The 18303-nt window shown below is 67.8% G+C and carries 14 protein-coding genes and 7 pseudogenes; 13 read left to right on the forward strand and 8 right to left on the reverse strand.

The features are described 5' to 3' along the window. Positions 1 to 190: zinc ribbon domain-containing protein (locus ABZ818_RS39135; protein ID WP_361426016.1), on the forward strand; the 190-nt coding region annotated here is incomplete at its 5' end. Here ABZ818_RS39135 and ABZ818_RS39140 read toward each other — a convergent pair. Continuing rightward, positions 173 to 496, reverse strand: coding sequence for a hypothetical protein (locus ABZ818_RS39140; RefSeq protein ID WP_361426019.1), 324 nt, complete (start codon positions 494 to 496; stop codon positions 173 to 175). The two genes, ABZ818_RS39135 and ABZ818_RS39140, sit on opposite strands and share 18 nt — an antisense overlap. Positions 497 to 1303: 807 nt before the next feature. On the opposite strand from ABZ818_RS39140, the gene ABZ818_RS39145 reads away from it, so the two are divergent. The 3 genes and pseudogenes from ABZ818_RS39145 to ABZ818_RS39155 form a co-directional block, all read left to right on the forward strand. Then, positions 1304 to 1693: a hypothetical protein gene (locus ABZ818_RS39145; protein WP_361426022.1), complete on the forward strand. Its 390-nt coding sequence runs from the start codon at positions 1304 to 1306 to the stop codon at positions 1691 to 1693. 853 nt (positions 1694 to 2546) lie between these two features. Beyond that, on the forward strand, positions 2547 to 4793 hold the full coding sequence (locus ABZ818_RS39150; RefSeq protein WP_361426025.1) for a penicillin acylase family protein: 2247 nt from the start codon (positions 2547 to 2549) through the stop codon (positions 4791 to 4793). Positions 4794 to 5038: 245 nt separating this feature from the next. Beyond that, a pseudogene (locus ABZ818_RS39155) lies at positions 5039 to 5334 on the forward strand (transposase); the annotation flags it as partial. A 72-nt stretch (positions 5335 to 5406) separates the two neighbouring features. Here the strand turns inward: ABZ818_RS39155 and ABZ818_RS39160 are convergent. From ABZ818_RS39160 to ABZ818_RS39170, 3 genes are all read right to left on the reverse strand, one after another. Further along, positions 5407 to 5835 (reverse strand): VOC family protein, encoded by a 429-nt coding sequence (locus ABZ818_RS39160; RefSeq protein WP_361426028.1) that lies wholly within the window; start codon positions 5833 to 5835, stop codon positions 5407 to 5409. Between the two features lie 176 nt (positions 5836 to 6011). Then, a complete protein-coding gene (locus tag ABZ818_RS39165; protein ID WP_361426055.1) occupies positions 6012 to 7217 on the reverse strand; it encodes an IS256 family transposase in 1206 nt (401 codons plus the stop codon). Between the two features lie 169 nt (positions 7218 to 7386). Further along, positions 7387 to 7686 carry an antibiotic biosynthesis monooxygenase gene (locus ABZ818_RS39170; RefSeq protein WP_361426031.1) on the reverse strand — a complete coding sequence of 100 codons (300 nt, stop codon included), beginning with the start codon at positions 7684 to 7686 and terminating at the stop codon, positions 7387 to 7389. A 140-nt stretch (positions 7687 to 7826) separates the two neighbouring features. Here ABZ818_RS39170 and ABZ818_RS39175 point away from each other — a divergent pair, with 140 nt between their 5' ends. Beyond that, positions 7827 to 8036 (forward strand): hypothetical protein, encoded by a 210-nt coding sequence (locus ABZ818_RS39175; RefSeq protein WP_361426034.1) that lies wholly within the window; start codon positions 7827 to 7829, stop codon positions 8034 to 8036. A gap of 84 nt (positions 8037 to 8120) precedes the next feature. On the opposite strand, the pseudogene ABZ818_RS39180 reads toward ABZ818_RS39175, so the two are convergent. Then, positions 8121 to 8413: pseudogene (locus ABZ818_RS39180) on the reverse strand (transposase); the annotation flags it as partial. Positions 8414 to 8418: 5 nt separating this feature from the next. Here ABZ818_RS39180 and ABZ818_RS39185 point away from each other — a divergent pair. From ABZ818_RS39185 to ABZ818_RS39195, 3 genes and pseudogenes are all read left to right on the forward strand, one after another. Beyond that, positions 8419 to 8654: pseudogene (locus ABZ818_RS39185) on the forward strand (beta-galactosidase); the annotation flags it as partial. A gap of 206 nt (positions 8655 to 8860) precedes the next feature. Continuing rightward, positions 8861 to 11581, forward strand: coding sequence for a family 20 glycosylhydrolase (locus tag ABZ818_RS39190; RefSeq protein WP_361426037.1), 2721 nt, complete (start codon positions 8861 to 8863; stop codon positions 11579 to 11581). Between the two features lie 176 nt (positions 11582 to 11757). Then, a pseudogene (locus ABZ818_RS39195) lies at positions 11758 to 11992 on the forward strand (nucleotidyltransferase); the annotation flags it as partial. On the opposite strand, the pseudogene ABZ818_RS39200 reads toward ABZ818_RS39195, so the two are convergent. Next, a pseudogene (locus ABZ818_RS39200) lies at positions 11918 to 12596 on the reverse strand (nucleotidyltransferase domain-containing protein); the annotation flags it as partial. The pseudogenes ABZ818_RS39195 and ABZ818_RS39200 overlap by 75 nt on opposite strands. 121 nt (positions 12597 to 12717) lie before the next feature. Between ABZ818_RS39200 and ABZ818_RS39205 the strand changes: the two are divergent. Beyond that, positions 12718 to 12996, forward strand: a complete 279-nt coding sequence (locus tag ABZ818_RS39205; protein WP_361426040.1) for a hypothetical protein — start codon at positions 12718 to 12720, stop codon at positions 12994 to 12996. A 138-nt stretch (positions 12997 to 13134) separates the two neighbouring features. Here the strand turns inward: ABZ818_RS39205 and ABZ818_RS39210 are convergent, their stop codons facing one another. Further along, positions 13135 to 13653: a transposase gene (locus tag ABZ818_RS39210; RefSeq protein ID WP_361426043.1), complete on the reverse strand. Its 519-nt coding sequence runs from the start codon at positions 13651 to 13653 to the stop codon at positions 13135 to 13137. 513 nt (positions 13654 to 14166) lie between these two features. Here ABZ818_RS39210 and ABZ818_RS39215 point away from each other — a divergent pair. Continuing rightward, positions 14167 to 14397, forward strand: a complete 231-nt coding sequence (locus tag ABZ818_RS39215) for a helix-turn-helix transcriptional regulator (RefSeq protein ID WP_361426046.1) — start codon at positions 14167 to 14169, stop codon at positions 14395 to 14397. A 107-nt stretch (positions 14398 to 14504) separates the two neighbouring features. Then, positions 14505 to 15235, forward strand: a pseudogene (locus tag ABZ818_RS39220) (transposase); the annotation flags it as partial. A gap of 134 nt (positions 15236 to 15369) precedes the next feature. Here the strand turns inward: ABZ818_RS39220 and ABZ818_RS39225 are convergent. Continuing rightward, positions 15370 to 15927 (reverse strand): annotated as a pseudogene (locus ABZ818_RS39225) (IS701 family transposase); the annotation flags it as partial. Between the two features lie 423 nt (positions 15928 to 16350). Here ABZ818_RS39225 and ABZ818_RS39230 point away from each other — a divergent pair. Continuing rightward, positions 16351 to 17601, forward strand: coding sequence for an IS256 family transposase (locus tag ABZ818_RS39230; protein ID WP_361426049.1), 1251 nt, complete (start codon positions 16351 to 16353; stop codon positions 17599 to 17601). A 41-nt stretch (positions 17602 to 17642) separates the two neighbouring features. Further along, positions 17643 to 18212 (forward strand): AAA family ATPase, encoded by a 570-nt coding sequence (locus ABZ818_RS39235; RefSeq protein ID WP_361426052.1) that lies wholly within the window; start codon positions 17643 to 17645, stop codon positions 18210 to 18212. Positions 18213 to 18303 lie beyond the last annotated feature (91 nt).

Here is an 18303-nt window from a genome sequence, read left to right on the forward strand (position 1 = left end):
TATGCCGCTGAGCGTCCGTTCCTGGACGTGCGTCTGCGGGGCGACCCATGACCGGGACGCGAACGCGGCGAAGAACCTCCTGGCCGCCGGGCTGGCGGTGTCGGTCTGTGGAGCCGGCGTAAGACCTCAACGGAGAACTCCGGGCGGGCGGTCGGCGATGAAGCAGAAAACCTCACAGCGCGAGCCGTGAGAATCCCCCTCCTTCAGGAGGGGGAGAAGTCAACTCAGACAGCCAGACCACGGAGTGGCTCACCTGCTTGGGGAAGTCGGCAGCGATGATCACTTGCCGGGGGCGCTGTAGCAGTTCCGGGCTCCACTCCCCGTCCACGTGGTCGAGCAGGCGCTGCTTGCACACGTCGATCTCGATGGCCTGCCCCCTGCGCGACAGGTCGTCGCGGTGCGCCTGGGCCAGGGTGCCGAGGCCGAAACGGGACACCAGAGCGGCGTAGGCGATCGCCTGGAGGTGCACGTCCCGGTCGGCCCTTCCGCGGGCCATCCGGACCGCCTCGGCGAGTGTCGGAGCCAGCTCAGCCAGGAGGCCGAGGCCCGCGGCCGACTGCCGGCCTCCGGTGCGCGTGCGGCGGACGTCGGTCCCGCCCGGCCGGTACCTGGTCCAGGTCCGGGTCTGGGTACGCTCTGGTGAGGTCCAGCCGCCGGCGCTTGCGTTCCCACTGCCGAAGCCACTTCCGTGCCCGACACCAGAGAGTCCTGCATTTCCCCTTGTCACAACGGGTTTGCAGGGCCGCGCGGGAGCGTCAAAACCCTCCTCTCTCCCCTTGTTCCTGAGTTGGTTGTCGGTGGTGGGGGAGATCACCGGATCCGGGCCCGGTCCCCTCGATGGCCGGTGGCCGGTCGCGGACGACGGGAGGGCGAGCCTGATGGCGGGCAAGAGGAAGGCGAATGAGGCGGGTCGACCAACGACCTGCGCAGCGACGTGCTGCGCGTCCTCGGGGTGTTGAAGGTCGCCACCGCCGAACAGATCCAGCGGCTGTCCTCACCGCACCTGACCTACCGGCACACGCTGAAGAAGACAGCCGCTCAACGGAAGGAAGCATGCACCCCCCGGTGGTGCGGCGAACGACCTGCGGCGCCACGTCGGCCTGCAGCGCGTCCGGGTACGCGCGCTGCCCGCGGCCGCTACACGGAGTGGGTCGGCTTCTACAGCAAGGTCACACGTCGTGGTGCGGCTCATCGAGCAGACGGGCGGCCGGGAGCGCGTGCTGGGACCTGGATAGCGCAGGGCGAGATCGTGGCGTAGCCGCTGTCGGCGGTGCTGGTCGGGGGCGAGGAGGAGTGGGAGGGCGTGAACACCTTCCTCGACGGCGAAGGGCTGCTCCAGATCGGTCAGGCCCTCGCCGTGCACGCCATGATGACCTCGTCCGGTGAGTGGCCCGGTACCTGGATACCTTTTATGGCGGACGATCCGGAGGACGCGTTCGCCGGGCTCTTCCTCGACAGTGAGACGGGGAAGGTCGACCGCTGGGGCTTGATGGACGTGCCTACGCCGGGAGGGAAGCCGTCGCGGGTTACCTCGCATGCGTGGCTGACGGGCTGGCGGCCCGCGGCTGACCGCAGCGCCGTATTCGACATGCGGGAAACCCCGCCACCGGCTTGGCGCCGACGGCGGGTTCCTCGTCAGATGCGTGGCCTCGTCGCCCCATGGGTGCCAGAGGTCAGAGCATCTTGCACTTGACCACGTCCTGGGAGGCGTCGCAGTTGTTGAACCGATCGCGGTCTGTGTCACCCGGTAGGGATCCGGGTCGAGTGGTGGGGACTCGGGGGCGGACCTGAGACCGAACGCGCTCATCGTCCCGCTGTTGGTGTACCTGGACATGGATGAACGTCCGCAGATGGTCTCTTTCTTGGGGTCCTTGTACCGGGTGTCGTTGAGGGCGTGGTCCTTGTCGTCCTTCTTGATTGTCACCGTCTGGACACCATCCGGTCCCGTGTGCAGGCTGGCGAGACGGGTCGGGGGTTGAGGATGGAATGCGTAGCGTCTGCGTGATCGGGGAAGCGTGTCCGACCGTGGGTGCCTTGCGGTTTGGGACGTCGCGGGCCGGCGTTGGGAGGCTGGGCAACGCTGCGACGCGGGACTGGGCCGTGGCGCTTTCGCGGGTCGGCATGGTGAAGTTCCTGCCGAATGCCTTGCGGTTGGCGGTCCGGGCGGGCCGGGCTGCTGGTCGTCGCCCGCTCAATGGCCTGGAGTAGTTGTGGAGTTGGTGTCTGGGTGGGGTGATGCGCGAGGGTGTTCTGTTCTCTGTCGATTGCGGTCTTGTCAGTGGGCTGTGTGGCGGATAAGACTGCCGATGTGAGTGGTCACGCTGAGGTTTGTGTCTGCTGCTGTGGTGTTGCTTCGCATGTGGTTGCTGCCGTTGTGGTGGTCGGGCTGCGGTCTACGGGTGCGAGTGTCCGTTGTGGAGGGGCGGCGCTGCAGTGATGTGGCGCGTGTGCGCGCCGACGGCTGAGGGCGTGGTGGATCCCGCGCGTGGACCACCTTCCTTGCGAGCAGTGCGAACTGCACGATCCGTTGATTTTTCGGATGGAAGGTGGAGCAGCTCGTGGGTCATGTGCGCAAGACGGGAGTGAGTCGGCGGCGTGTGCTGGGCACGGCAGCCGGACTGGCCGCGGCCGCGGCGGGAGTACCGTCCGCGGCCGCGTTCGCGGCGCCGCCGCAGACGCTGCCGGAAAAGGCCCGCTGGAACAGACACGCCGCCCACGTGACGATCACGCGGGACGACTGGGGCGTTCCGCACATCGTGGGCACGTCCGATGCCGACGCGGTGTTCGGAATGATGTACGCGCAGGCTGAGGACGACTTCAACCGGATCGAACGAAACTACCTCGTGGCCCTGGGCCGCCTCGCCGAGGCCGAGGGAGAGAGCGCCATCTGGCAGGACCTGCGCCAGCGGCTGTTCCTCGACCCGGAGGCGCTGAAGAAGGACTATGCGAAGGCTCCGGCGTGGCTGCGCACGTTGATGCAGGCCTGGGCGGATGGGCTCAACTACTACCTCGCGACACACCCCGAGGTGCGTCCGCGCGTGCTCGACCGGTTCGAGCCGTGGATGCCGCTGAGCTTCTCGGAGGGCAGCATCGGCGGCGACATCGAGTCGGTGCTGCTCACCCAGCTCGAAGCCTTCTACGGCAAGCGGGACGTGCCGATGACCGACGCGGAACGCGGGCTGGTGCTGCGCGAACCCACGGGGTCGAACGGCTTCGCGATCGCGCCGAGTCACACGCGTGACGGCCACGCGTTGCTCCTGATCAACCCCCACACCAGCTTCTTCTTCCGCTCGGAACAGCATGTGACGAGCGGCGAGGGGCTCAACGTCTACGGTGCCGCCACCTGGGGCCAGTTCTTCATCTACCAGGGCTTCAACGCGCACACGGGGTGGATGCACACGACGAGCGGCGTCGACAACATCGACGAATTCACCGAGACGATCGTGACGGGGGCCGACGGGATCCGCTACTACCGCTACGGCGACGAACTGCGCCCCGTCACCACGACGACGATCACCTTGTCCTTCCGTACCGAGGAGGGCGGACAGGACAAGCGCAGCTTCACCACGTTCGCCACCCATCACGGCCCCATCGTGCGTGAGGCGGACGGCAAGTGGATCGCGTGTGCGCTGATGAACAAGCCTGTCGAGGCGCTCACGCAGAGCTTCCTGCGCACCACGACGGGGAACTACGCGGACTATCTCCGGGTGGCGGGCCTGAAGGCGAACAGCTCGAACAACACGCTCTTCGCGGACTCCAAGGGTGAGATCGCCTTCCTGATGCCGCAGTTCATGCCGGTGAGAGACGATCGTTTCGACTATCGCAGGCCCGTCGACGGCAGTGATCCGACGACCGACTGGCACGGACTGCACAGCCTGGACAGCATGCCGCACGTCGTGAACCCGAAGAACGGCTGGGCGTTCAACACGAACAACTGGCCGTGGACCGCCGCCGGTGCGGACAGTCCCAACGCGGCAGACTACCCGCGGTACTTCGACAGGGTCGGCGAGAACCCGCGCGGGTCACAGGCGGAGCGGGTGCTGTCCGCGCGTGACGACTTCACCCCGCAGACATTGATCGAGGCCGCGTTCGATCCGTACCTGACGGCTTTCGCACGGCTGGTTCCCGGGGTCGTCGCAGCGTGGAACCAACTGCCCGAGGGCAACAGGCAGAAGGCGGCGCTGGCCGGCCCTGTCGGTCTGCTGCGTGACTGGGACCACCGGTGGGCCGCGGAGTCGACCGCGACGTCAGTGGCCGTGTTCTGGGGTGAAGACCTGTGGGCGCTCACGTCCCAGGCGGCGGGGGACGCAGGAATGTCGGTGTGGGACTACATGGCCGACCGCGCCAGTGACGCGCAGCGACTCGACGCGCTCGAGACCGCGACACGGCGACTGGCACGGGACTTCGGCAGCTGGAAGGTGTCCTGGGGCGACATCAACCGCTACCAGCGCAACGACGCAGCGATCGTCCAGCAGTTCAGCGACGCCAAGCCGAGCATCCCGGTGCCCTTCGCCTCATCGCGCTGGGGCTCCCTCGCCTCGTTCGGAGCGAAGGCCTACCCGGGAACGAAGCGTTACTACGGCACCAGCGGCAACAGCTTCGTAGCGGTGGTGGAGTTCGGGCCGCGACTGCGTGCCTGGGCTGTGACGGCGGGCGGCGCGAGCGGACACCCCGATTCACCGCACTTCGACGACCAGGCCGAACGCTACGCCAAGGGTGACCTGCGACCGGTCTACTTCTATGCGGATGACCTCAAGGGGCACATCGAGCGGAGGTACCGTCCAGGCAGATAGGGTCGGCCCTTGCGCCGACGACGCGGAATCGAGCCGCAGATGGCTTTCGGCTGAAGCCTTGCAATGCCTTTCGCCGCGTAGGCGACCGATCTTTACGGCGCCCATGCTGACCAGCCCCGCCAGGAGCACATTGCCGGGCGGGGCTGGTGTGTTGGCAGGAGATGGGGCCGCCTTCGCACCCAGCTACGGCCCTGGTCACGGCTGTCGCTCGCGCTTCAGCCCTGTCAGCGGTTCCGTAAGGACGGAAGGCGTGGGAACTTTCCGGTGCGAAGGCTGCTGTCGGCCGGGCCACGGTCATCGCGGACGGCGGCTACCGGGGTACCGGCCTGTTTATCCCGCACCGCCGTGAACGCGGGCGGGCCGAGCTGCCAGCTTGGAAGGAGGAGCGCAACGCCTCCCACCGCAAGGTGCGGGCCCGCGTCGAGCACGTCTTCGCGCGGATGAAGGCCTGGAAGATCCTTCGCGACTGCCGTCTGAAGGCGACGGTGTTCACACCGCCATGCTCGGCATCGCTCGGCTGCACAACCTCGCCCTCACGGGATCACTCCCGCCCCATACGAGACCAGAGAGGTCCGAGGGAGGCGGCTCCCCACCTCTCCGGCTCGGAGAATGCTCAGTCGATACAGAACTCGTTGCCCTCGATGTCCAGCATCGGGATGCACGCATCATTGCCGTCATACAGTGTTCGCACGTGTACCGCGCCGAGCGGGATCAGTCGCGCACATTCGGCCTCAAGTGCGGCGAGGCGTGCTTCACCCACGAGACCGGTGCCGACCCGCACATCAAGATGCACGCGGTTCTTGACGGCCTTCCCTTCGGGGACGCGCTGGAAGTACAGTCGCGGGCCCACTCCTGAGGGATCTACGCAGGCGAACCATGAATCCCGCTGCTCAGGTGGCTGCGAACGAGTGAAATCGTCCCAAGTGGCATACCCCTCCGGCGGCGGCGGTACGACGTACCCCAACACCTCGCACCAGAAGCGAGCGAGGCGCTCAGGTTCTGCGCAGTCAAAGGTGACTTGAAACTTCTTGATCGCTGACATCGGCGCACCATAGCAGGGGGACTCCGCCGCTCATTTCGCCAGGCGGATCCACCTGCCACCCGTCGCGCCCTGGGCCACCTTGGACACCAAGTGCAATCGGCGAGACGGTCACGGTTGACTTCCTTCCCGGGCTTCAGGGGTGTGTCAACTTAACGGCTGATCTTGGTTGTTGAGGTTCAGTTGTTGGCCGGGGTGAGCCGGCCTTCGAAGGCGATCTGGAAGGCGTTCAGGGGTGCCTTCCAGCGCATGGTCCACCTCTTGCGGCCCTTGCCGGTCGGGTCGAGGCTCATCAGCGCCATGTAGACGCACTTGAGGGCAGCGGTCTCCGACGGGAAGTGGCCGCGAGCGCGAACGGCCTTGCGTATCCGCGCGTTGACGCTCTCGATCGCGTTCGTGCTGCAGATGACCTTGCGGATCTCGACGTCGAAGGAGAGGAAGGGCACGAACTCGGCCCAGGCGTCCGACCACAGCTTCACGATCGCCGGATACTTCCGGCCCCATGCCTCCTGGAACTCCAGGAACCGCTCCGTCGCCGCGTCCTCGCTGGGGGCGGTGTAGACGGGCTTGAGTGCCTTGGCGACCTTGTCCCAGTCCTGGCGGGCTGCGTAACGGAAGCTGTTCCGCAGCAGGTGAACAACACATGTTTGAACAATCGTGCGAGGCCAGACGGTCTCCACCGCCTCGGGCAGGCCCTTCAGTCCGTCGCAGACCAGCATCAGCACGTCGTCCAGGCCGCGGTTCTTCAGCTCGGTGAAGACGTGCAGCCAGTACTTCGCGCCCTCACCGCCGTCCCCGGCCCAGATGCCAAGGATGTCGCGGGTGCCCTCGGCCGTGACGGCCATGACGACGTAGATCGGCCTGTTCGCGACCTGGCCATCCCGGATCTTGACGTTGATGGCATCCACGAACAGGACCGGATAGACGCGGTCCAGCGGCCGGTTCTGCCAATCGGCCATGCCCTCCATCACCTTGTCGGTGATCGTAGAGATGGTCTGCTTGGACACCTCGGCCCCATATACCTCGGCCAGATGTGCGGAGATCTCTCCGTGCGTGAGTCCCTTCGCGGACAGCGACAGCACCATTTCGTCCACCCCGGTCAGCCGGCGCTGCCGCTTCTTGACGATCTGCGGCTCGAAGGTCCCGGCCACGTCGCGGGGCACCCTGACCTCGACCGGGCCGACGTCGGTCAGCACTGTCTTGGCGCGGGTGCCGTTGCGGCTGTTGCCGTTGTTCTTCCCGGCCGGATCGTGCTTCTCGTAACCGACGTGATCGGTGATCTCTCCTTCCAGGGCGGACTCCAGCACCCGCTTGGTCAGCTGCTGCAACAGCCCACCCTCACCGGTCAGTTGCAGGCCCTCACTGCGGGCACGGTCAACCAGCATCGCGATCAACTGCTCACCCGACGTGGCCGCACCAACTGACTCGACTACGGGCTCTTGCTCGATCGTCATCTCACTCACTTGGCGTCTCCATGATCAACAGATCCGCCGTTGATTAGACACTCCCGGCTTCAGCCCGGGAAGGAAGTCACAGATGCGTCCCATTTCGTGATCACCGGCCTTGGGGTCGTACGGGTGCGCTCGGGTGCACCTCACGCTCAATGCGCGGCATGATCTCGGGCAGGTAGATCTTCTGGATGGCTGCTCCAGCATCGTGGGCTTCCCAGTGGCCCCGGCTTACCCAGCGCTCGACCAGCACGAACCGGGCGGGATCCTCGTGCGAGTGGTATGCCTCCCAGCTGACACAGCCGTCCTCGGTGAGGCACAGCGGACGCATTCGAGCTAGCGCGTCAGCGACCGGGGTGACGTCTTCGGCCTTGGGAACGTGCACGATGACGATGAGGTCGAACATCACTACTCCTTGATGCAGGCCAGCTGTGCGGCGGACAGCGTACAGCGGAGGTCGGTGGAGTCTTAATGGCCCAGTGAAGGCCCCGCCTGCTGTCAGGCGTCGTCGGCGGCGTCCTTGGTAAGTAGGTCCAATGCGGCGTTGTGGAACCGGCGTTGGGCGTCGCGGCATGGGGCGCTGAAGAAGGCTCGTTGGGCTTCGGCGAGATCGCAATCCAAGAGGCCCATGGTGACGAACACGGCTTCCACTCCATGGCACCCGTTGTCCTCGAGGAACTGCTGGAGGACGTCCGTATCGCCACTTGCCTCTCAGACGGGCCGGGCGGTTTCCTGCATGGCGGCGATGCGCGCTGATCGTTCTGCGTCGAAGTCCACTGGATCCGCCTCTTTGGGTTGGCTCGCAGGCTATCGCCAGGCAGGTGGGGAGCGCTGGCCTATTCAAGCTGCGTGCGCGGCTGGTGGGTGGAGGAAGAGCCTTCCATCGCGCAGTAGGCCGAGAGCACATCGACGCGTCGACGGGCGAGGGCGATGGCGGCTTGGACGTGCTTGCAGCCTTCGCGTCGCTTCTTGAGGAGGTAGTCGCGGTTGGGGCCGTCGCGGATGATGCAGGTCTGAGCGGAGAGGTAGAAGACGCGGCGCAGGCGTCGGCTGTAGCGCTTGGGGCGGTGGAGGTTGCCGGTGCGGTGGCCGGAGTCCCTGGGAACGGGCACGAGGCCGGCGGCGGAGGCGAGGTGTGGCGGACGCGTTTCTGGCATTCCCCGGTTTCGCCAAGGGATTCGTCTGGGGGAACGGGTGCTGCTCGGCCGGTACTGGGAGGTCGGCCCTCAGGTGATGCTCTATCTTCCCGCGCCTCTGCTGGGCGAGAACACTGTGACCCGGCTGGAGCTGGAGCGCTTCGGAGAACGGATCGAGCTGCGCGGCGAGCCGGAACTGGGTGGAGCGGAGGAGTACGCCGAGACCTTCTCCGTGTGAAGGGACTAGACCACTCCGGTCCGTGGCGCTAAGTTGCTCGAAACTGAATGGAACTCAGGCTTTTCAAGCATGTACGTGCATCGCTGATTGCCCTACAGGGAGTCCCCGTGCCATTGCGATTGAAGAGAAGTCCTGTGCCATCCCGCTGTCGCGCTTCGCGTCTGCTGGTCGCGGCGGTCCTCACGATCCTGGTTGGCCCGGCGGGTGTGCCAGCGGCAGCCAGTGCCGAGCAGGCCCCGCCCGCGGTGCCGGCCACCGCGCTCGTCCCGCGCCCGGTCGTCGTGCAACATGCGGCCGGCGAGGAGCCGTTCGTCCTGCGTCCCTCCCTCGCCGTCGTCGCACAAGGCGAGGCGGCCCGTGTCGGCGAGCAACTCGCCGTAGAACTGCGGAAAGCGACCGGATTCCGGGTACCGGTGCGCGGGCACGGCGGCGGCAACGCCATCCATTTCTCGGTGGACCCGGCGGCGAAGTACACCGTCGACGGCGCCGCACCCACCGCCGAGTCGTATGTCCTGGACGTGGACCGCGGTAGCGTGTCGATCACCGCGCGCACCGGCCATGGCGCATTCAATGGGGCTCAGAGCCTGCGTCAGCTCCTACCCACGTGGGCGGAGTCGCCGACCCCTGTCATCACCGACTGGCGTGTGCCCGCGACGCACATAGAGGACGCGCCACGCTTCTCCTACCGCGGTGTCATGCTCGATGTGGCCCGCTCGTTCCAGGACGTCGACGACGTCAAGCGCTACATCAATACGCTGTCCCGGCTGAAGATGAGCGTGCTGCACCTGCACCTCGCCGACGACCAGGGCTGGCGGATCGAGATCACCAACGACGGCAAGGCCCCGGGCGACCCGATCGACTACGGCAGACTGCACCGCGAGTCGGGCGCGACCGCGATGAACCAGCAGGGCCACCGGGCCGAACTGGGCCGCACCGGCTACTACACGCAGCAGCAGTACCGTGACATCGTCGCCTACGCGAGGGAACGGTTCGTCACCGTCGTTCCCGAAGTCGACATCCCCGGGCACACCAACGCCGCCCTGCACGCGATTCCCCAGCTCAACACCAGCAGGTCCCTGCCCGCGTCCGACTCCGGAACCGGCGTCGTGGACTGGAACGGCACCGGCAACGTCGGCTATTCCGCACTCGACGAGCGCCAGGACCTCACCTACACCTTCGTCGAGCACGTCTTCCGCCAACTGGCCGAGATGACCGGCGGCCCGTACGTGCACGTCGGCGGCGACGAGTCCCACGCGATGGGCCACACCCGCTACGTCGACTTCGTCAACCGCGCGGTGCCCCGTATCAAGGCCGCGACGGGCGTCGGGACGATGGGCTGGACGGAGTACGCCGAGGCCGGACTCTCCCAGAAGCCCGGTTTCTGGGACGGCTCGGTCGTGCAGTACGGGGTCGGTTCCGGCGACTGGGTGCGGGACTTCGTCGCCAAGGGCGGCAAGGCCGTGGTGTCTGCCGCGGGCGGCGCCTACCTCGACCAGAAGTACACCAAGGACACCCCGATCGGCCTGACGTGGGCCTGCAGCGGCACCTGCGACTTCCAGCGCTACTACGGCTGGGACCCGACGACCACGGTGTCGGGCGGCATTCCCGAGGCGGCCGTGCTTGGCGTCGAGGGCCCGCTGTGGTCGGAGACGGTACGCGGCGGCGATCAGGCGCAGTTTCTCACGCTGCCACGAGCGGCTGCGATCCTGGAGACCGGCTGGACGCCCGCCGCCCAGAAGGACGTCGCCGACTTCGCCGCTCGCCTCGCCCTGGTGGGCCCGCGCCTGACCGTGTCGGGTGCCAACTTCTACGAGAGCCCGGGTGCCCGGTGGGCCGCCACCGTCGCTGGCACCAACGCCGTCGCCCCGCGCGGAGTGACCGCCCAGCTCGGGCTGGGCCTCGTCGCCGCCCCCGGCACCAAGACCTCCGACGACGGCACCCGGATCGTCCCCGACACTGCGGCGACCGACGGCGACCCCGCCTCGTCCAGCGCCCTGACCGAGCCCCTCACCGCGACCGCCAAGTGCGGTGACCGGCTACTGCCGGTGACGTTCACCCAGAGCCGGGCCCGGGACTCGCTCCACGGCGCAGGCCTCTACACCGCAGGCGTCAAGGCCGCCTTCGCCCAGGAGACGACCTGCCTGCTCACCCCGTCGGTGGGCGACCCGGTGTCCGTCCACGTCCAGCCGAGCGACACGCCCTCCGGCACCGACCACGCTCCGGCCGCCCCGGCGCTCTCGGTACCGCGAGACGTCAAGGCCGGAACGTGGGTCCCGCTGAAGCTGACCGGTTTCGAGCCCGGCTACGTCGACATCCGCATCGACGACAGGACTCTCTACACGGTGCGCGCCGACGCGGACGGATGCTTCGCCCGCCACGGCGTCATCCCGGCTGCGACCTACGACGGCACGCACACCATCAGCGCCGTCCAGGGCGACCGCTCGGCACGCGCCACCGTGTCGGTCGAATCCGCCCTGCGCCCGCTGCCGGATCTGATCGACCAGTCCACGCTCCGCGTGCACGACGTCGACAGCCAGGAGACCGTCGGCGAGAACGGAGCCGCCACGAACGCCATCGACGGCGACCCGAACACTTTCTGGCACACCCAGTGGTACAGCGCCGCGCCCGGCTTCCCCCACCACATCACCCTGGACCTGGGGAAGACGTACGACGTCACGGGCCTGCAGTACACACAACGGCAGAACGCCCGCAACGGCAGGATCCAGGACTACCGGATCGCGGTGTCCGCCGACGGCACCACCTGGACGGAGGTGGCCACCGGCTCCTTTACCGAGGCGCTCACCCCCCAGAACGTCGAGTTCGGCGCAACCCGCGGCCGGTATGTACGCCTGACAGGCCTCAACTCCCCGGCAGCCAACGCCTTCGCCGGCGGCGCGGAGATCAACGTCGGAGGCCGCCCCGCCTGAGACCGATACACGGACGCGAGGCGCCCCGATGCCGGGCGGGTGAGAGGCCCGGCATCGGAGGCGGCGCCAGGACGAGGTTCCACCGAGAGGAGCACGCGCACGATGGAGCAGTCGAGAGCGAGCCATCGGGACTTTGTGGCCGCCGGCCTGTCCCTTCCCATCCTGGCCGGAACTCCCTGCTCGCGGTGAAGCGGGGCGAGGTCTCCTGGGCACGGGTCGAGGCCCGCATGGCCCGGCTGGCGGCCGAGGCCGAGGAGGCCCTGCGGCACACCCCGCTCCCGCCTGGAACCGGACCACGCGCGCGTGGCCGACTTCCTGTTCCGGGCGCGCCGCGCCTCAGCTGGTCAGCCGGACGCGCACCACGAAGTCGTGCAGGGCGTCGTACGCGGTGGGCGTCTCAGGCAGCTCTGAGGAGGCCTGCGCCTCGTCGAGCACGGCATGCAGCCGCTGCACGTCGGCCGCTACCCGCGGGTGGTCGACGACGGCCGTGCCGTGCTCGCGTTCCGCCTTGGCGGCCACCAGCTCGGGCAGATAGCCGGGCGCGTCCAACTCGCCGACCAAGGTCGGCAGGTGATACCTCGCCGCTGCGCATGAGGTGGATGCCGGTGAGCAGTACGCGGAAGGTGTAGAGCAACGGCTTGAGTTCGCCGGTCTTCTCGAACAGCCGCCACTGGGTCCCCGCGAACCCGCGGTAGTGGTGGGCGTGGTGACTGGTGAGGACGCCCGGCACGAACGCGGTCAGTTCCCGGTGGGCGTCTGTGGTGTGCACGACCAGTGGCGAGAGCAGTTGCTCCAGCACATAGCCGTTGCGCCGCAGCATCAGCCGTACGAACTTGCGCAGATCGTGGGTGACGAGGTCCATCTCGACCTCCAGCCGCACCCACGTCCGCGACCGTGTCTCCTCCGGCTCACGCAGCCCGACCAGGTCGGTGGTGGGCAGCAGGTGGACGCCTCGCAAGTCCAGGTCGGAGTCCTGCGAGGGGAAGCCGTACAGGTGGGCGGAGCTGGCCGAGGCCCTGGCCGCCCCTGGTGATGCGGCGGATGCGGTCGTGCGGGAGGCGCCGGAGCCGGTGCCGGAGGCCACAGCGGTGAGGGTCCCGGTCGCGGGGTCGATCGTGCCGCACTTCGGGGAGGGGATGACGGTGGAGGCGCTCGCGTTGGATTTCCGGCGGATCGTGGATCTGGTGGAGTCCGGTCCGGGAGGTGGTGAGGGGGTTTCGGCGAAGGAGATCGCGTCCGGGCTGGGGCTGGAGTTGGTGGCAGCGAAGATCGAGGGTGTGCGGTTCAAGGCGATGCGCCTGGCCGAACGGGGCTGGCTGGCCGTGTCGCCGTCCGGACGGTTCACGCCGCGGCAGCCCACCGTGCCTGTTCGTGCCGCCGCCGGGAAGCCGGGCGTGCGAGGCGACGGCCTATGAGCATGGCCTGCGAGAAGTAGATGAACGCCTCGCTGCTGGCGGGCAGTGTCTCGAAGTGCCGCACCAGGCGGCGCGAGCGCATCAGCCACCCCAGCGTGCGCTCTACTACCCGACGTCTCGGGAGTACCACGAACCCCTTCATGTCATCGCTGCGTTTGACGATCTGCAGCGTGAGCTGGAGTTTCTCCTTCGCCCAGGTGACCAGGTGACCAGGCGGCCGGTGTGGCCGCCGTCGGCCCACACCAGCGTGATCTTGTGGAACCGTGCCCGCAGGCGGGGCAGCATGACGCGGGCGGCCTGGCGGTCGGTGACGTCGGCGGCACACACCAGCACCATCAGCAGCAGGCCCAGGCAGTCCGTGATGACGTGCCGGTGCCTTCCGTTGATCTTCTTGCCGCCGTCATAGCCGCGTGAAGCGGCGGGCACCGAGGCGGCGCCCTTGACCGACTGCGAGTCGATGACCGCCGCTGTTGGCTCCTGATGCCGGCCCTCGGCCTCGCGGGCCCGGCCGCGCAGCCGGTCGTGGAACTCCTTGACCAGGCCGTGCTCCCGCCACCTGCGGAAAAAGGCATACACCCGGTCCCAGGCAGGGAAGTCGGCGGGCATAGAGCGCCACTTGATGCCGTTGTCGGTGACGTACCGGACCGCATCCAGCATCAATCCAGCATCACACGGTGGCAGTAGCCCTCCGGCTGCCCGCCCCGGCCCTCCAGCCAGGTCGGCACCGGCATTGCGTCCCGCACCACTGCCCACTCCGCGTCCGTCATGTCCGACGGATACACCGGCACCCGCTCCGGGCGATCGGCCGCGTTCCCGAACCTGTGCGCGAGGCAGTCGCACGACGACACGCGGGAGTTGGATGAGACGGGGACCGTCACCCAAGACTGGAACAACAGGGCCTCCTGGCGCTCGAGTGGTCGCAAACCCGAGGTACCAAGGGGCCCTGTACTCATGCATCCACCCGGCTGAGATCACCCGATCAAGGACCGTGTTCGATCAGAACCTTCCTCATGATCGATAGAGATATGGCTTCTGATTCAAGCCATTCCGCCTTTCCCTGTGACGCGCCTGTGACAGTCGGCGGACACTGCCATGACGTCCGGCGAGCAATCTGAAGAAACAAGGGTAAATCGCCCTAAACGGTCAGATCCCTCGCCGAAGGACAGCACCATGAGCGCCACCCTCGCCATTCGGCACATCGAAGCCCCCGCCCCCGCGCTGGCTCCGCGCGAGCGCGAGACGCTCCGGCACATCGCCGCTGGCCGCACCTACCTCCAGACCGCCCGCCACATGGGCCTCTCCACCCACACTGTGGACGCCTACCTGCGCCGCATCCGGGCCAAGCTCAACATCTCCAACACCGCCGAACTGACCCGCATGGCCATCGCCCTGGGCCTGTGACCCAGGGAGCCGCGACCGGCTCCCCGTCGACCCGCACACGCCGGCGGCGGTGGGGTGCTGGCGCAGTCCGCGGACCGGACGCCGGACGTCGCCGCCGCTTTGCCTTACTGCCGCGTGCGGCCGACGGGCGGATCGTGCTCGCGGTGGACGTGAGCGACTGGCTGCGCCCGGATGCCCCGACCAGCCCGGAGTTGCTGTTCTGCCACGTCTATGGGCGGGGCCGCAGCGCCGATCAATTGATCCCCGGCTGGCCCTACTCTTTCGTCGCCGCCGTGGAGCCCGGGCGCACGTCCTGGACCGCGCTGCTGGACGCGGTCCGGCTCGGGCCGGCCGACGACGCCACCGCGGTGACCGCTGGCCAACTCCGCGAGGTCGTCACCCGGCTCGTGCAAGCGGGGCAGTGGCGCCCAGGAGATCCCGACATTCTCATCGTCCTGGACACCGGCTACGACGTCACCCGCCTCGCCTACGTCCTGGCCGACCTGCCCGTCGAACTGGTCGGCCGCCTGCGCTCGGACCGGGTCATGCTCCGTGACGCGAGCCCTCGCCGCTCCACACCACGCGGCGGACAGCCCCGCAAGCACGGCGGTGTCCTCACCTTCGCAGGTTCGATCTTGAACATACCTTCCGGCTGTTCAAGCAGACCCTGGGCTGGACCGTGCCGAAGGTCCGGGATCCGCACACTGCCGACCTGTGGACCTGGCTGATCATCGCCGCCCACACGCAACTCCGCCTTGCTCGGCCCCTCGCCGAGGATCTGCGCCGCCCCTGGGAGCGGCTGGCACAGCCTCGTCGGCTCACCCTCGCCCGGGTCCGCCGGGGGTTCCGCCACCTCCGCGTGAAGATCGGTGAGCGCGCCCAGCGTGGTGGCCTGAACGGTGTAGCCGTCGAAGTCGAGCGGGCCCACGGTGCTGCCGCCGAGGACGTCGCCGACGTTCGCGGTCGGGGATGGGCGGTGGTGGTCAGTGCGGCGAACAGGTGCTGGACCTCGTTGCAGGTCAACGGAATCAGCTCGCCTGGAGCCGGGTGGTGGTTGTGTTCGTGTGCGGTGGCTGCGGCCAGGAAGACATGGGCGGGCATCGCGAGGGTGACCCAGCGGTGCCAGGACGTCCAGCGTCTGACCTGGTGTTTGTCAAGCCCGGCCAGAACCTTGGCAGTTTGGAACGCCTCTTCGACGGTCCACCTGCGCCCGGCCACCCGCACCAGGGTGGCCAGCGGCACCGGGGCAGCCGAGTAGCAGCGGTAGAAGGCGAGTTCGCGGCTGTTGCGGTTGCGGCGAACGAGTAGATGGCGGTGACCGGGCTGGTCGTCGGCAACGTCAGCCAGGGCCGAGTCGTAGTAGCGGTGCCCCTTGGCGCTGGCGCCTGCGGAGGGCTTCTGGCGGGCCCGTTTCGGAAGCTTCTTGGCCAGTGCATCGGCCCGCATCTTGCCCGCCGGGGTGGCGATCTGGTGATCGCAGGCGACCGCGAGGACGTAGCCGACCTGGCGGTCTTCCAGCGCGCTCCGCAGCTGCGGGTTGCTGCCGTAGACCTAATGGGCAGTGGAGGAAGGGGGGCAGACGGCGATATCGGGAACCGCACCGTAGACCAGGGGCCCCGACCCCTGTGACCTCTACAAGCACCCCGGATCAAGGCTTTGTGAGGACAGGTGGTCGTGCCGTCTCGGTCGACGGCTGCAGCTCGATCGGGTGCCTCGCGCGCAGGTACTCAGATGGCTGCTTTCCAACCGGCGATGCCTGATCCTGGCCCGCCTCGCCGACTGCCCTCGATGCTCGGAGGAGGGCTTCGCTGCGGATGCCGCCTCTGCTGATGCCGACCGCGTCGTTTATGGAGGAGCAATTCTCAGGACTTGTGGATCAGCTCCGGGAGGGCACGCTGAGGGCGTACCTTCCCGAATGATCCGTAAGGTCTCCGAGTAGGCCCGCGTTGCAGCGCGGGTCGGGAAGTCACGCCCGTGCTCAGCGTAGTCACCGACGACGGCTCCACCCGGTCCGGCTCCCTGATCGACGAGATTGTCCGGGAAGGCGCCCGGCGGATGCTCGCCGCCGCCTTGGAGGCGGAAGTCAACCAGTACATAGCCGAGTTGACGGCTGAGACCGACGAGGCGGGCCGGCGGTTGGTGGTCCGCAACGGCCACCACCGGCCTCGCACCGTGGTCACCGCTGCTGGCCCTGTTGAGGTCCGGGCCCCGCGGATCAACGACCGCCGCGTGGACGAGGCCACCGGCGAGCGCAAGCGGTTTTCGTCGAAGATCTTGCCGTCGTGGTGCCGAAAGTCCCCGAAGATCTCCGAGGTGCTGCCGCTGCTCTACCTGCACGGACTGTCGTCGGGCGACTTCGTGCCCGCACTGGAGCAGTTCCTCGGCGGCACGGCCGGCCTGTCGCCGGCCACCGTGACCCGGTTGACGAAACAGTGGGGCGATGACCACGCCGCCTTCCAGGAGCGGGACTTGTCCGACCGCGACTTTGTCTATGTGTGGGCCGATGGGGTGCATCCGAAGGTCCGTCTCGGTCAGGCGCATTCCTGTGTCCTGGTCCTGCTCGGGGTGCGTCTGGACGGCACCAAGGAGCTGATCGCACTGGCCGAGGGACTACGCGAGTCGACCGAGTCATGGGCCGACCTGCTGCGGGACTGCCGCCGCCGCGGCATGCGTGACCCCGAGTTGGTCATCGGTGACGGCGCGATGGGGCTGTGGCGAGCGCTCGCCGAGGTTTTTCCCGCCGCACGTCACCAGCGCTGCTGGGTTCACAAGGCCCGAAACGTATCGAACTGTCTGCCGAAGTCGGCACAACCGGGCGCGACGAAGGCAATGCAGGAGATCTGCAACGCTGAGAGCCGTGCCCATGCCGAGCGCGCGATCGAGGCGTTCGCGAAGACCTACGGCATCAAGTGGCCCAAGGCCGTAGCGAAGATCACCGACGGCGCCGATGAACTGCTCGCGTTCTACGACTTCCCGGCAGAGCACTGGGTCCATCTGCGCACGACGAATCCCATCGAGTCGACCTTCTCAACGGTCAAGCTGCGGACCAAAGTCACCCGCGGCGCCGGCAGCCCGGCCGCTGCACTCGCCATGGTGTTCAAGCTGGTCGAGTCCGCGCAGACCCGCTGGCGTGCGATCACCGGCGCCCACCTCGTGCCCCTTGTGCGGGCGGGGGCCAAATTCGACAGCGGTGTGCTGGTCGAACGTGACACGGTGGCGGCATGAACTCGCCGACTGTCCAGCAGACCTCCCCTCTCCGCGGCCAGGTGACCGTGCTGACGGGGCCGCCCGGAGCCGGCAAGAGCACTGTGGCGGCATTGGTCGCCGATCGCCTGACGCCCAGCGTCCACCTGCACAGCGACGATTTCTGGCACTACATCAAGCAGGGGTGGATCGCGCCCTACCTGCCCGAAGCCCATCAGCAGAACAAGGTGGTCCTGCAAGTACTGGTCTCGGCGGCCTTCGGCTACGCCAGCGGCGGCTACCAGGTCGTCTGCGACGGCATCGTCGGCCCCTGGTTCATCGACCTGTTCCGCACCGCGGCCCAAGAACAGGCCGTGCCACTGAACTACGTCATCCTTCGCCCGAACCAGCACACCACGCTGGAACGGGCAACCGGCCGTAGCGGCGACGTTCTGACTGACCCCGAACCTATCCGATCACTGCACGACCAGTTCAGCAGCCTGGGCGTCTACGAGGCCCACGTCCTGGATTCCAGCAACCTGACCGCAGAGGCAACCGCCGACACCGTCCTGCAAGGCATCGCACGGGGCATCTACCTCCTCGACCCCGACGACAACGGCACCGACGCAGGCGACCCGATCCACAACTCTTGATGCGATGAAGGGGCGGGGCCTCCGCCCCCGTGGGTTCCCGGGTAGGTCCCAGGTGGCTCACATTCGTCACGGCGAAGGAGGCCCCTGGTGA

This window comes from Streptomyces sp. NPDC047453 (assembly GCF_040643155.1).
Taxonomy (GTDB): domain Bacteria; phylum Actinomycetota; class Actinomycetes; order Streptomycetales; family Streptomycetaceae; genus Streptomyces.